The organism is Actinoalloteichus hymeniacidonis (assembly GCF_014203365.1).
GTDB classification, from domain to species: Bacteria; Actinomycetota; Actinomycetes; order Mycobacteriales; family Pseudonocardiaceae; genus Actinoalloteichus_A; species Actinoalloteichus_A hymeniacidonis.
Genome location: NZ_JACHIS010000001.1, coordinates 2938321 through 2951443 on the forward strand (window position 1 = coordinate 2938321; position 13123 = coordinate 2951443).

Annotated in this window: 13 protein-coding genes; 2 read left to right on the forward strand and 11 right to left on the reverse strand. The window is 68.9% G+C overall.

The window, feature by feature from the left end; all coding sequences use genetic code 11:
* Nucleotide 1 precedes the first annotated feature (1 nt).
* Genes BKA25_RS12245 through BKA25_RS12255 form a run of 3 tightly spaced genes read right to left on the reverse strand, consistent with a single transcriptional unit; the run spans nt 2 to nt 2374 of the window.
* Nucleotides 2-532 carry a tripartite tricarboxylate transporter TctB family protein gene (locus BKA25_RS12245; RefSeq protein WP_216637724.1) on the reverse strand — a complete coding sequence of 177 codons (531 nt, stop codon included), beginning with the start codon at nt 530-532 and terminating at the stop codon, nt 2-4.
* Entirely contained in the window at nt 513-1538 is a 1026-nt protein-coding gene (locus BKA25_RS12250) for a tripartite tricarboxylate transporter substrate binding protein (protein ID WP_084643046.1), read from the reverse strand. Before BKA25_RS12250 ends, BKA25_RS12245 begins: the two co-directional genes overlap by 20 nt.
* 50 nt (nt 1539-1588) lie before the next feature.
* On the reverse strand, nt 1589-2374 hold the full coding sequence (locus BKA25_RS12255; RefSeq protein WP_069849719.1) for an RraA family protein: 786 nt from the start codon (nt 2372-2374) through the stop codon (nt 1589-1591).
* A 233-nt stretch (nt 2375-2607) separates the two neighbouring features.
* On the opposite strand from BKA25_RS12255, the gene BKA25_RS12260 reads away from it, so the two are divergent.
* Entirely contained in the window at nt 2608-3726 is a 1119-nt protein-coding gene (locus tag BKA25_RS12260; protein WP_236750275.1) for an adenylyl-sulfate kinase, read from the forward strand.
* Between the two features lie 37 nt (nt 3727-3763).
* On the opposite strand, the gene BKA25_RS12265 is transcribed toward BKA25_RS12260, so the two are convergent.
* Complete coding sequence (locus BKA25_RS12265; protein WP_069849717.1) at nt 3764-4114, reverse strand: hypothetical protein; 351 nt, start codon at nt 4112-4114, stop codon at nt 3764-3766.
* A 507-nt stretch (nt 4115-4621) separates the two neighbouring features.
* Here BKA25_RS12265 and BKA25_RS12270 point away from each other — a divergent pair.
* Nucleotides 4622-6505: a rhamnogalacturonan lyase family protein gene (locus tag BKA25_RS12270; RefSeq protein ID WP_157421093.1), complete on the forward strand. Its 1884-nt coding sequence runs from the start codon at nt 4622-4624 to the stop codon at nt 6503-6505.
* A 73-nt stretch (nt 6506-6578) separates the two neighbouring features.
* Here the strand turns inward: BKA25_RS12270 and BKA25_RS12275 are convergent, their stop codons facing one another.
* The 7 genes from BKA25_RS12275 to BKA25_RS12305 all read right to left on the reverse strand — a co-directional run bounded on the left by BKA25_RS12275 (nt 6579) and on the right by BKA25_RS12305 (nt 13095).
* Nucleotides 6579-7361, reverse strand: coding sequence for an alpha/beta fold hydrolase (locus BKA25_RS12275; RefSeq protein WP_069849713.1), 783 nt, complete (start codon nt 7359-7361; stop codon nt 6579-6581).
* Nucleotides 7362-7375: 14 nt separating this feature from the next.
* Nucleotides 7376-7999 carry a TetR/AcrR family transcriptional regulator gene (locus BKA25_RS12280; protein ID WP_172803796.1) on the reverse strand — a complete coding sequence of 208 codons (624 nt, stop codon included), beginning with the start codon at nt 7997-7999 and terminating at the stop codon, nt 7376-7378.
* Between the two features lie 91 nt (nt 8000-8090).
* Nucleotides 8091-8984, reverse strand: a complete 894-nt coding sequence (locus BKA25_RS12285) for an aminoglycoside phosphotransferase family protein (RefSeq protein WP_069849711.1) — start codon at nt 8982-8984, stop codon at nt 8091-8093.
* Between the two features lie 204 nt (nt 8985-9188).
* Nucleotides 9189-9602, reverse strand: a complete 414-nt coding sequence (locus tag BKA25_RS12290; RefSeq protein WP_069849709.1) for a nuclear transport factor 2 family protein — start codon at nt 9600-9602, stop codon at nt 9189-9191.
* A 121-nt stretch (nt 9603-9723) separates the two neighbouring features.
* Nucleotides 9724-10713 carry an ornithine carbamoyltransferase gene (locus BKA25_RS12295; RefSeq protein WP_069849707.1) on the reverse strand — a complete coding sequence of 330 codons (990 nt, stop codon included), beginning with the start codon at nt 10711-10713 and terminating at the stop codon, nt 9724-9726.
* Nucleotides 10714-10724: 11 nt separating this feature from the next.
* Nucleotides 10725-11729, reverse strand: a complete 1005-nt coding sequence (sbnA, locus tag BKA25_RS12300; RefSeq protein ID WP_069849705.1) for a 2,3-diaminopropionate biosynthesis protein SbnA — start codon at nt 11727-11729, stop codon at nt 10725-10727.
* Nucleotides 11730-11733: 4 nt separating this feature from the next.
* A complete protein-coding gene (locus tag BKA25_RS12305; protein ID WP_084643041.1) occupies nt 11734-13095 on the reverse strand; it encodes an MATE family efflux transporter in 1362 nt (453 codons plus the stop codon).
* Between the last annotated feature and the right edge of the window lie 28 nt (nt 13096-13123).

Sequence of the window (13123 nt, forward strand, 5' to 3'; positions counted from 1 at the left end):
TTCACGGGATCACGGTCAGCGGGGCGGGGAACGGCGTGGCGATCAGCACGCCGAAGAGCAGGTAGAGCAATGTGGCGCCCAGCACCGTCCAGAGGGCCACCGAAGGCCAGGGCATCTCGCCGAGCAGTCGGGTCCACAGCGCGAAGACGACCACGAGCGCGACGATCACGCTGACGAAGCTGAACAACAGCACGAACAGGATTGCCAGTCCGAGGCCGATGGCGGGTCTCATCGAGCCGTTCAGTGCGGTGGCGCGAGCCCCGAGGATCGTCTGGACCACCGTGCCGAGCCCGGCCGCCGTGGCCAGCGATGCCGCTGCCAACGGCCACAGTCCCGGGCCGGGAGCGGAGAGCGATCCGATGCCCGCGTGCAGGGCCAAGAGCATCCCCAGCACTCCGACCAGGGTGATGCCGAGATGGACGGCAAGCGATGCCGTCCGTCCGAGTCTGCGGGCCGCCGGTTCGGACGGCGGTTCGGCGCCTGCTGGGTCGGGGCCCGACCCTCGGGCGTGGTCAGAGGAGTCCGGCCGCACGAAGCACCTCCCCGTTGTCCCGGTATTCGGCGGCGATGTCGGCCGCGTAGTCGGCGGAGTCACCGAATCGGGGGACGGCGCCGCTGAGTTCGATCTGTTCGCGCACCGCAGGGTCTTCGAGGGCGGTGCCGATCGCCTGGGCGATCTCGGCGGCCACCTCGTCGGGGATGTCCTTGGGGGCGATGAAACCCGAGGTGATGTCGGTGGCGATGTCGTAGCCGGACTCGCGCAGGGTGGGGACGTCCTCGTAACCGGTTCCCTTCACACTGCCCAGATTGGCCAGGATCCGTAGATCACCGGATTGCACCGATGCAGCGAATCCGGCCGGTGAGCCTGCGGCCGCCTCGACGTTGCCGCCGAGAACCGCGGTGACGGACTCGGCGCTGCTCTCGAAGGGGACCTGGGTGGTCTCCACGTCGGCGGCGATGTCGAGTTTCTCCATGGCCAGATTCGCGGGATTCCCCGCGCCGGTCGAGGCGTATCGCACCGATCCGGGCGTGGCGCGGACGTCGTCGAGCAGATCGTCCAGGGTGTTCCACGGCGAATCGGCGGGGACGGCGAGCACGATGGGGGCGACGGCGATCCGGGCGATCGGTGTGACGTCGTCGTAGGAGTAGATCGTGCGGCCGTAGTGCGGTTGGACGGTGACGGGGCCGCCCGCGATGAACCCGAGCGTGTGGCCGTCCGGCGAGGCGGCGACCACCCGGGTCGTTCCGATGGTGCCGGCGCCGCCGGGTTGGTTGAGCACGACCAGTGGTTCCGAGCCGAGCTCGTCACCGACCGGTTGAGTGAGCGCTCGGATCATTTGGTCGGTGCCGCCGCCTGCCTCGTAGGGCACCACGACCTCGATCGGGCCTGCGGGGAACGAGGCGGGGTCGACGGGGATGGAGCCGTTGATGCCACCGGGTCCGATGGCGCACGCGGTGGTGGTGAGGGTCGCGGCGAGCACGGCGGCCAGGCTGGTGCGGAGGCGCGGTCTGCGGTGTCTTCGGCGCCTGTCGGACATGCGAACTCCGTTGTTCGGCCGTGGGGTGGGCGGGGGCTGTTGCGCGGCGGTCAGCTGTAGCGCTTGCGGAACAGCGGTCGCAGTTCGGAGATCGGTGCGCCGCTGAGGATCAAGGAGGTCATGCGTTCCTCTGCTGCGGCGATCTTCTCGACCTCGGTGATGACGTGCTCGACGTGCTCGTAGGGCACCACGCAGACCCCGGAGTCATCGGCGACCATCAGGTCGCCGGGGTTGACGCGGACGTCGTGCAGGGTGACCGGTCCGTTCATCTCGATCGCTTCGATGCGGAACTTGCCGGTGATCGGGGTGACCCCGCAACTCCACACCGGGTAGCCGCTGGCGCGGATGGTGTTCGCGTCGCGCACCGCGCCGTAGACGATGCTGCCCGCCAGGCCGACGGTCTTGGCGACGGCGCACGACTGGCCGCCCATGTTGGAGATGGAGAGGTCGCCGCCGGTGTCGGTGACCAGTACATCGCCGGGTTCGGCGAGGTAGTAGATGTCGCGGGTGGACATCCTGATGGGTTCCTTGTCGACGTAGCCCTGGGTGGGGGTCTTACGTTCCAGGATGTTGCGGATGGTGATGGCCGGGCCGACACATTTCTGGCCGGTGGACAGGGGCCGCAGGTAGGAGGCGGGCACGGCGCCGTCGATGCCGAGGGAGTCCAGGACGTCGGAGACGGAGGTCGTGAGGTCGTCGATCGCCAGGTATCGCTTGACGATGTCGGGGGACAGCCGGGGGAATTTGATCTTCTTGATCCGGTTGCGGTCCACGAGTCCCCAGATGCGACCTGCGGCGAGGTATTCGTCGTACTCGGCTTCCACGTTGTCCGTCATGTGGGCGGGCCATCCTTCGTCGGCGGTCCGATGTCTTGGCAGATATCGGGATTTCGTCAAGTAGGCGAAGGCTAAGCGCGCGGCACTTATCAGACAAGAATCAATTTCCCAATTGATCTATTGGTGAAGACTATTTATCTGGTGAGGTTGAGGCCTCGAGTGCGCCGTTCACCCCCGAGTGCGTCGGCGAAAATCGATCGCAGCGCCGAGACGCGGTGACCTAGGCTCCCGCTGTGCTGCCGGTCGTGTGGCTGTGGGGGACCTCGGGGGTCGGGAAGTCCACCGTCGGTCATCTGTTGGCCGCGCGTTTAGCGGCTCACGGCGTCGATGCCGCGTTCGTCGACGCTGATCAACTGCGGTTGGCGGCCGGGATCGCCGCCTCCGAGTCGGAGCTGATCGGAGTCGGTCTGCGCGCCCTGTCGCCCGGATACCGGCGAGCGGGCGCGCGGGTTTTGGTCGTCGCGGGCCTCCTCGACGACCATGCCCGACTTCCGCGACTGCTCCCGAACCCCGCCGTAGACCGGCTTCTGGTGTGCCTGCTGTCCGCCCGGGCGGAGGTACTCCGCGAACGCATTCTTCGTCGGGGCTGGCTCGTCGAGTCGGCCGAACAGGCCATCGCGGACGCCGCGCGGATCGATGCCGTCGCAGCGGATATCCGGGTCGACACCAGCACACTCACGGCCGACGAGGTGGCGACCCGGCTGCTGCCCCGGGTGGTGGCGCACGCGGTGCGGGCAGGCACCCCTCCCGGAGCGCTCGCCGGGGAACGCGGGGAGACTCCCGGAACGGATCGGGTCCTCCTGCTGACCGGCGCGGGAGGAGTGGGTGCGTCGACCGTCGGATTCCAGGTGTTCCTGCAGCTGGCAGGCGGCGGGCACCGCGCGGGCTATCTGGATGCCCACCAGTTGGGGTTCCTCGGTGACGACCCGCGCGGGGCTCGCCTTCCAGGGCTGCGCCTTCGCAACACCGAGGCCATGGTCGGGGTGCTCGCCGAGCACGGCGCCGCAACCGTCGTCGTCACCGCCGATCTCGATCTGGCCGAGCGCCTCGGGGACGAACTGGGCCGCAGCGGGACCCGCGTCGACACCGGCCTGCTGTCAGCCGGCCCACACACCCTGGCCGCACGCATCCGCAGGCGGGCCGACGGCGCGGGGCCGCCGCTGGCGGGCGACCATCGCCGGGGCCTGGTGGGACGCGCGCTGGAGGAATCGATCTCGCGCAGCGTGCGGGAAGCCGCAGGCCTCGAGACGTTCCGAGGCGCGGCGCACCGGGTGTCCACCGACGGCGTCGAGCCGATCGGGGTCGCGACCTCGATCCTGGCCATCGTGGGATGCGCCCCGGACGTCGTCTGAGCACAGGTCGGAATGGGGCCGCTCGGGCCCGAGTGTCTCAGTCGCCCTGCGACCACGACGCGACCGGCAGGGACAGGTAGACGCCCACGTCGTCGAGCCCGGTCGCCTCGATGATCGCCTCGTGCAGCGTGTCCACCCGTTGCTGCCGGTTGACCGCCCTGCTCTCGGTCCACTTCGAACGGACCTCGATCACGACGTCCACACCACAGCGGTCGAACGGACCCCACTGGCGGAACCGCAGCTCGACATCGCCGGGTTGCAGGTCGTGGTCGTAGGGCTCCTCCGGACACTCCACCGCGACGGACACCAGATGCGGCAACACGGCACCGAGTCGACGCAGTGCCTTGTCGGGGACGGCGGGAGAGTGCGTGATGTCGATCAGCGGCATCCGGCGAGATTAGGCCGAACGGGCGGCTCGCGGCGACCGGATTTCGGGACCTTCGCGGCGCGTCGGTCGCTGCGGGCGGGAGACCGCCGGCCGGATCGAGCCGTGGATGCGCACCCGCCGGTGCGCTTGGCGCGTCGACATTCGACCGGGTGACAACCGTTGTCGGGCCGGTGACGGCGCCGCGAACGCGGCAGGTGGGGGATTGACCGCTTCCACGGCCAACATGACGCTGATCGACGTTGCTGTTCGGCAGCGGATGACGCGGGCAGGAATATCCCTCTCACCCGGAGGGCCCCGATGGAAAGCGTTTTCCTCAGTTGGGCCCACGGGGTACGCCGGCCGCGTCGCTCCTGGTCGGCATCGAGGCTTCCCGTCGACCAGACAGCGACGACGCGAGATCCGGGGCATGGTCCGAGCCCGCCACGCATTGGCGGCGGTGGGTCGACCCGATCATTCCGGATCACCGCAGGCGAAGAGTGTCCGGTCAACGACGACGAGGAGATCTTCATGTTGCGCAGACTTCGATGGCATCCCGGGCGGCGAGCGGCCACCGTGTCCGTGGCCGTGGCTGCGGCCACCACCCTGGTGCTGGGGCTCACCACGATGGGCACCGCAGCACCCAGGTCTGCCGGGGAATCACCTGACGCCACTTCGGCGGTGGGGCCGCGATTGATGGAAGAACTCGACCGTGGGGTGGTGGCAGTACGATCCAGCGACACCGAGGTCCTGGTGTCCTGGCGACTGTTGGGCCTGGACCCGGCGGGTATCGGTTTCGATGTGTACCGATCCGAGTCCGGTGGCGAGTGGGAACAGCTCAACGGCGAGCTTCTCACCGGCGGCACCAACTTCGTCGACGCCGCCGCCGATCTGAGCGCGGAGAACAGCTATCGCGTCGTGCCCGTCGTCGACGGCACCGCGGAACCGCCGAGCGAGTCGTTCTCCCTGAGCGCCGACCACGCGCAGGAACCGGTGGTGCGGATTCCGTTGCGAGCCGGTGGCCCGGTCAAGTTCGCCTGGGTGGGCGACCTGGACGGTGACGGCGACTTCGACTACGTCATCGATCGCCAGACCGCCCCGCAGAAGCTGGAGGCCTACACCGACGATGGCGAGTTCCTCTGGGAGGTCGACATGGGGCCGAACAGCATGGACCAGAACAACATCGAGGGCGGCTCGGCGACGATCAACGTCGGGCACAACGATGGCGTCACCGTCGGCGACCTCGATGGCGACGGCAGGGCGGAGGTCGCCGTGCGGGTGGCCGAGGGGGTCGTCTTCGGCGACGGCACCACCCACCGCGAGGCCGACGACGTCCGGCAGTCGATCGCCATCCTCGACGGCATGACCGGTGCGGCCCGAGCCACCGCCCCCGTACCCGACGACTACCTGTCCGACGGACCGATGTACGCGCGCTTCGGCGTCGGCCACCTCGACGGCACCAACGCCAGCCTGGTGAGCTACATGAAGAACCGCATCGGCAACGGCGGCTTCAATCTGGTCATCGCCGCCTGGCGGTTCGACGGCGATGAGCTGGTCCAACAGTGGAAGTGGCTGCGTGGCGACCAGGATGCTCCTGACGGACACAACACCCGCATCATCGATGTCGACGGCGACGGAAGGGACGAGATCGCCGAGATCGGCTTCGTTCTCAACGGAGACGGCGCCCTGCGCTACTCGCTGGCCGAGCACGGCATCGTGCATGGCGATCGCTTCCACATCGCCGACATGGACCCGTCGCGACCGGGACTGGAGGGCTATGGCGTTCAGCAGGACAACCCCAGCGGGCTGCGCGAGTACTACTACGACGCCGCGACCGGCGAGATGATCTGGCAGCACTTCGCCGAGGGCATCGGCGATGTCGGACGCGGTATGGCGGGTGACATCGACCCCAGGTTCCCCGGCATGGAGGTGTGGTCCTTCTCCGGTCTCTACAACGCGCCCACCGACGAGCTCGCCGAACCCGACACGAGTCTGGCGCCATGGCCGCACCTGGGCCTGTGGTGGGACGGCGACCTCACCATGGAACTGCTCAACGACGGCAAATTCGAGAAGTGGACCCCGGAGGACCCGCGCCCGAGCAACAGCCTGGCGCGGCTGCTGCGCAACACCGATCACGGCGCGATCAACGCCAGTGGGGTCAATCCGGCGCTGGTCGGCGACATCCTCGGCGACTGGCGGGAAGAGGTCGTCTACACCAACGCCGCCTACGACGAACTGATCGTCTTCACCACCGATCAGCCGACCGACACCAGGCTGTACACGTTGGCCCACAACCCGGCCTACCGCAACGCCATGACCCTGCACGGCTACCTGCAGTCCCACCATCTCGACTACTTCCTCGGCGAGGGCATGTCCACGCCTCCACAGCCCGCCATCGCCTACGCGGGAGAGTGATCGGAGTTCGACAAGGTCATGGTGCGGTGCGGGCAGAGCCATGTCCGCGCCGCACCATGGGCCCGGCGTCGGCTCAGCTGTCCAGGAAACGCTGGAGCACTTCGTTGAACCGTGCGGGTTGGCAGAGCGTGCTGGGGTCGGCCGAGTCGGGAATCCGCACCACGGTGGTGCGTGGAACGGCGCTGCGCAGCTCTGCCGCGAACCGCATCGAGCGAGGCCAGGAGTCCTCGCCCACCACCGCGAGGATGGGGAAGCTCGCCGCGCCGAGGGCGGGCACGAAGTTCACCAGGTTGATCGCGAGTCGGGTCTTGAGCGCATCGGTGCCCCGCAGACGGGCGACCGCGGCGGAAAGGGTCTCCGCCGCGAGAGGCCAGCGTCGGTACTGCCGCTCGATGACCGACTGCAGTACCCGATTGGGCAATAGATTCGACGAGGCGCCCGCGTAGACCGAGAGCAGCCATGCGGCCCGGCCGATAGTGCTGGGGCGCGAGTCGCTGTAGGAGTCGACGATGGCGAGCCGCTCGACGCGATCGGGGTGGCTCGCCGCGAACTGCTGGGCGAGGACGCCACCGAAGCTGACTCCGCAGACCGCTGCCTGTGCGACATCGAGATGATCGAGCAGCGCGCGAACGTCCTCGGCCATTGTCGCCAGTACTCGTCGCCAGCTCGTGATCGGCCCGGACCGACCGACGCCCCGGGCATCGAAGGTGATCACCCGGTGGCTCTTGGCGAAGTGATCCACCTGCGGACGCCACATGTCGGCACCCGCACTGATGGCGTGGACGAGCAACAGCGGCGGTCCCGCGCCGTGCACCTCGTAGTAGAGCGTGGTTCCGCCGGAGTCCAGGGTGGGCATCTGCGCTGCTCCTGCTATTCGGTCGGTCTGCATCCGTCGGTACCGTCGGGCACCTGCCGGGTCGAGGCGAGAATCGATTCGTCGGTGTAGAGGCCATGGGTGTACAACTCGATCAACGGGATCGTCATCCGGCGAACGACATCGCCCGGCGCGTGAGCGGCACCCAGCGCGCGCTGGAGATGGTGTTGCAGCAGGAGCGGGACGAGGCCCTGCGTGGCCAGAATGGTGGCGAGGGCGCGCGGATCGCTGCTGGGGCGCATGATTCCGGCCTGCACCCCCGCCGCCAGCATTGCCTCGGTTCGGGTCACGATTCGATCGAACAGCGCCGCGCTCGCCGGAGAGTCCTCGACCAGCATCCGCGCCAGGTAGTCGAGCAGCGGCTGGTACCGATCCACGTCGGCCAGCCAGGAACCGATCACGCCGCCGAGATCGCCGGTGATCAGCTCGTCCTTCTGATCGAATACCGCGTCGAGCACGTACCGATCACACGCCTCACGCAGCGTGTCCTTCGTGCCGAAATGGTGGATGACCAGCGCCGCACTCGCTCCGGCCGCCTCTGCGATGGCACGCACGCTGGTGGCCGCGAAACCCTTGCCGCCGAACAGGTCGACGGCCGAATCCCGGATGCGGGCCTTCATGGTCCGATCATCCAGCCTGACTGAACACATGTTCAGCATGCTGCACTATCGTTCATTCTCGACGGCGAGCGGGTCGTGCCACCCGAGCCGATCAGCCGAAGGCGAGCACCCGCTCGAGCGTCCGGCGGCCCGCTCGGCCCCAGGTCGGCTTGCCACCCGGCTCGCCTCGGTCCCAGGCCCGGCCTATCGACAGGAGCGAGAACGCCGTCAGCACCGCCCACCCCTGTGCACGATGCACCGTCGCCTCATCGGATACCCCGTAGTCGGTGAGGAACGCGGTGGCCGCGCCCTGCGGCAGCAGTTTCCACGCGGCGGCGAGGTCGATGGCGGGGTCGCCCGCGCAGAGTTCACCGAAATCGACGATGCCCGCTAGTGCACCCTCGACGAGGACCGCGTTGGCCGGATGGAGATCGGCGTGCAGCCACACGGGCCGACCGGACCATTCCGGTGCCGCGATGGCCCGCTCCCACACTCTGCGTACGGCGACGGGCGAGTCGACCAGCTCGGCCAGCTCGACCAGCTGCGTCTCGAAGACGTCGGACAGCTGCGGCAACGGCGTGGTGCGACTGGGATTCGTCGGCGCGTCCGACGGTGCCGGCAGATGCAACGCACGGAGGAAGTCGGCGAGAACCTCCGCCGAGGCCGCTGCCTCGGTGACCTCCACCCCGTCCGCCGGGCTGCCGGGCACCCAGGACACGATGCTCCACGGTTTCGAGAACGGCACGACCGGCGTGCTGAACCGTCGCGGTGTGGGAACCGGCAGCGGCAGCCTCGGCGCGATCTCCGGGAGCCAGCGGAACTCCTTGGCCAGCAGCGCGGGTGCCCGCTCGGTCATCGGCAGCCGCACCGCGAGGTCCGCGCCGAGCCGCCAGAGCTGGTTGTCCCAACCACCGGACACCGGACGGATCTCCCGGTCCGCCAGGTCCGGGTGCTGCTGCCGGAGCAGCCCACGGACGAAGTTCTCGTCGACCTCGGCTCGCTGCATGTGTCCCTCCGACAATCCTGCCTAGACCTGGCGGAACACGGGAGGAGCCGCAGTGCCCACCCGTGGTGTCACTCGGCCGCCCAGAATGCCACGCCCGCCTGGAACCCGATCAGCGCGAACAGTTGCGGCGTCGGTTCGGGTCCCCAACGGCGCGATCGTGCGACTCGTGGATGCGGGCGGCGGCTTTCGCGAAAACCACGGCGATCAGGTCGTCGGCTCGAAAGCCGAGGCGACGGCCCAGGTGTCCTCGAACATGTGGTACCGCGTGATGAGTCCGTCGCGGACCCGGACGTCGAACGCGAAGTCGGTCTCGATGACCCGGCCCGTCGCGAGAACCGTGGTACGCAGCCCGCCGAGCACGACGCATCGGTCTCCGTCGCCGATGATCGTGTCGATTCCGAAGTGCGCCAGCTCGGTGCCGGCTGCGAGCTGGGTGTAGAACTCGGCGACGCCCGCACGGCCGACCTTGCGGCCGATCCACGGTACGACCGAGGTATCACCGGGGATGAACCAGTCCACATCCTCGTCGTAGTGTTCCGCCAGCTCGGTCGGTGCGGCGCCGGAGCGTACTCGGTCGAATAGGTCCGCTGCCACGGCGCGGGCGCTCAGATCTGCCATGATCCGATTCAACTCGGGTGCGTGGATGGTTAATCCCCGCTGGTGATCGCGTCATCGCGCGCCACCGATCACCAGGGGCCTGGCCGGATCCCGACCCGACCCCGGCGTCCGCCCTCGTGGTTCAACGACAGATCCACTCCAGGACCGCCATGGCGCTGGTGGCCTTCATCCGCGCCTGTGCCCAGGCCAGCGAACGCGGCCCGTCGAGCACCTCGGCGGCCACCTCCTCACCCCGGTGGGCGGGGAGGTCGTGCAGGAACGCGGCACCGGGAAAACGGTCCAGCAACTCCTGGGTGACGGCGAACGGCGCGAACACCATCCGCCAATCCGGATCCGGTTTGCTCGTGCCGGTGGTCTGCCACCGAGTGGTGTAGACGGCGTCGATGCCGCCGCCGACATCGTGGCCTGCAGCGATGGCCTCCTCGACGTCGTGCACCTCCACCAGTTGTGCACCCGACCCGGTGTCCGCCGCCCGCGCGCGGGCGGCATCCAGACAGCCATCGGGCAGGCCGTAACCGGGCGGGGTGGCGAAAACAGTGGTGCTGCCCGGAATCAACGCGGCCGCGGCGGCGTAGGCGGTGGCGGTGTTGTTCCCCTCGCCGACGTAGAGCACGCGCACCCCGTCCGGCTGTCCGCTCGGAGCGGCCAGGGCCAGGGTCGACACATCGCACAGCGCCTGGGTGGGATGTTCCTCGGCGGCCATCGCGTTGACCGTGGGGAGCCCGCCGTGTTCGGCGAACCGCCGCAGGTCCGCCAACGGTCCCGCGGTGCGGGCGACCAGGACATCGAGCATCGAGCCGAACACCCGTGCCGTGTCGTCCCAGGTCTCCCCGGTGTTGGTCTGCAGATCGTCCGGACCGTAGGCGATCACGCGTCCGCCGAGACGCAACGCGGCGGAGCTGAACGCGGTGCGGGTACGGGTGGAGGTCTTGGTGAACAGCACGCCCACCACCCGACGCGCCAAGGGTTCCCGATGCGCGTCCACATCGCGGTAGAACTCGCCTGCGCGGCGGACGAGCCACCGGAAATCCGCCGGGTCCAAGTCCGCGATGCTGAGCAGACCGGGGTGGGCGTCGGTACGTCGAGGGTCGGGCAGCCGGTATCCGGACATCGTTGGCGCTCCTAGGTTCTCGGCCGTTCCTCGATCGGGACGGATGTCGGCTGGCTCGCGCGACGCTGATTCGGCGCGGTCACCTCGTTGGTCACCCACGTCTCGTCGTAGACGGTGGTGGCGTAGCGCTCACCGAGATCGGGGGCGATCGCCACCGAGGTCAGCGTGCGGTCGGAATCGTGTACTGCGGACCAGGCCAGCGCACCGGCCAGCACGGTCCCGCTCGAACCGCCGAGCAGGAAGCCGGCCGAGGCGAGCAGCATGCACGCCGCGACCGTCTCCGTGTCGTCGACGTGGACGACGTCGTCGACGAGATCGCGGTCCAGGAGCGCGGGCGCGACGCTGGTGCCCAGACCGGGGATCGCGCGTCGCGCGGGTGGCCCGCCGAAGGTCACCGACCCGACGGCATCGACGGCGACGACCCTGGTCGCTGCGCCCGCGTCGCGGAACCAGCGTGCGCAGCCCATCAGGGTGCCGGTGCTGCCCGCTCCGACGAAGAGAACGTCCAGGTTCGGGAACTCGTGGGCGATGGCAGGCGCCGTGCGGCGGTAGTGCGCCCGCCAGTTGCCGGGGTTGGCGTACTGGTTGAGCCAGATGAGCTCGGGATCGGCCGCACACAGTTCGCGCACCCTGGCGATGCGGGTGCCGAGATAGCCGCCTCGGCCGTCCGGCTGACGCACCACGTGGACCTCGGCGCCGAGGGCCCGCATCATCGTCACCGAGGTGGGCGCGCACCTCGGGTCGGTCACACAGATGAAGCGGTAACCGAGGTTGGCCGCGATGGTGCTCAGCGCGACGCCGAGATTGCCCGACGAGGACTCGACGAGCGTGCCACCGGGGTGCAGGACCCCGGCACGCTCGGCGGCCTGCACCATCTCCAACGCGGCCTTGATCTTGATGGAGCCCGCGAAATTGAATCCCTCGCATTTGAGATGCATCGAGTGCCCGACCACGCCACTCAGGTCGACGAATAAGTCGTCCACATTGAATTCATGCGGAGCGCGGATCACCGGCATTGCTTTACTCCGTCACCTGTCTGGCGCGTGCCGTTCCCTCGGCCACCACCCGCGCGGCGACTCGGCGGAATGCCAAGCCCTGTCCGATGGCGACCAGTGCGTTGGCGACCACCAACGTGGTCCACAGGCCGGTGATGCCGGTCGTCGTGGCGATCGGGATGCTGACCAGCGCCAGCGCCCCGTAGACCACGGCGAACACCAGGAAGCTGGGCACCGTGCGTTTGAGGGCGGTGAGCCCGAAACCGAGGACGGCCTGGATGCCGTCGCCCAGGATCGCCACGGCGACCAGCGGAAGCAGCAGAGCCACCGTCGAGGACACCGAGGGGTCGGCGGTGAACAGACCGGCGATGCCGGAGCGGAACACCACACCCAGGGTGCACAGCACGCCGAGCGCGATCATGACCACGATCAGACCGGCCCGTACTCCCTGGTAGAGACGCGCGGGTTCGTCGGTGGCGGCGTACCTGCTGATCACGGGAAGGCCGGCTTGGCCGACGGCGACCGCAGCGGTGAAGGTGATTCCGACCAGGCTGGTGGCGATGTTGTGCACCGCGGCGTCGGAGGTACTGATCCGCGCCGCAGCCAGGGCCAACACACCCAGCACCGCGAACTTCACCAGGACGGTGCCCGCCATCGGGATGCCGACCTTGGCCAGCGCCAGCACCTTCCGGACGTGGAAGCGGGCGCTGATGAGGTTGCGCAGCGGGACGCCGAGGTGCTTGCGCAACGCCGCGAGCATCACGGTGGTGATGACCAGATTGGACAGCAGCAGCGCCCAACCCGAGCCTGCCAGCCCCAGTTCCGGAAACGGTCCGAAGCCGGTGACCAGGGTGAACGACAGAATGGCCGTGCAGGCCGCGCCCGCGAGGCCTGCGGGTAGCACGGCCTTGCTGTTGCCGAGCGCCACCAGGCTGGAGGTCGCCATCGAGCCGAATCCGTTGAGCAGCACACCGCCCGCCATCAACCAGGGGAAGGCGCCCAGGCTCTCGATGGTGCGGTCGGGCACACCGCTGGCGGTGGCCAGCAGCGGCACGGCGGCGACCGCGCCGCCGCCGACGACTCCGACGACCACCGCCAGCCAGGTCCCGTCACGGACCACGGTCAGCAGGCCGGCGCGATCGTCGGTCTTACTCGCCAACAACGGCATGATTCCGCGCACCGCACCGGAGACGGCGGCCATCGCGGGGGAGTAGACCGCCACGGTGACGGCGAACCCGGCCAGCGCTGCGGTGGCGTGTCGGCCGAGGACGGCGGTGTTGATCAGCGCACTGAAGGACACCACCACCATCGACAGATACAGCGGGACCGCCATCCGGGTGATGCGCTTGACGTCACCGCCCACGGTGTCTGCGGCTGGTGCGTTCATGATCCCCCGCCCCGCCCGGCCCGCGTCG

Coding starts and splice junctions, on each gene's coding strand:
- BKA25_RS12250 (WP_084643046.1), bottom strand. CDS start 1,538: ATGTCCGACAGGCGCCGAAGACACCGCAGACCGCGCCTCCGCACCAGC.
- BKA25_RS12255 (WP_069849719.1), bottom strand. CDS start 2,374: ATGACGGACAACGTGGAAGCCGAGTACGACGAATACCTCGCCGCAGGT.
- BKA25_RS12265 (WP_069849717.1), bottom strand. CDS start 4,114: ATGCCGCTGATCGACATCACGCACTCTCCCGCCGTCCCCGACAAGGCA.
- BKA25_RS12270 (WP_157421093.1), top strand. CDS start 4,622: ATGTTGCGCAGACTTCGATGGCATCCCGGGCGGCGAGCGGCCACCGTG.
- BKA25_RS12275 (WP_069849713.1), bottom strand. CDS start 7,361: ATGCCCACCCTGGACTCCGGCGGAACCACGCTCTACTACGAGGTGCAC.
- BKA25_RS12280 (WP_172803796.1), bottom strand. CDS start 7,999: ATGAAGGCCCGCATCCGGGATTCGGCCGTCGACCTGTTCGGCGGCAAG.
- BKA25_RS12285 (WP_069849711.1), bottom strand. CDS start 8,984: ATGCAGCGAGCCGAGGTCGACGAGAACTTCGTCCGTGGGCTGCTCCGG.
- BKA25_RS12290 (WP_069849709.1), bottom strand. CDS start 9,602: ATGGCAGATCTGAGCGCCCGCGCCGTGGCAGCGGACCTATTCGACCGA.
- BKA25_RS12295 (WP_069849707.1), bottom strand. CDS start 10,713: ATGTCCGGATACCGGCTGCCCGACCCTCGACGTACCGACGCCCACCCC.
- sbnA (WP_069849705.1), bottom strand. CDS start 11,729: ATGCCGGTGATCCGCGCTCCGCATGAATTCAATGTGGACGACTTATTC.
- BKA25_RS12305 (WP_084643041.1), bottom strand. CDS start 13,095: ATGAACGCACCAGCCGCAGACACCGTGGGCGGTGACGTCAAGCGCATC.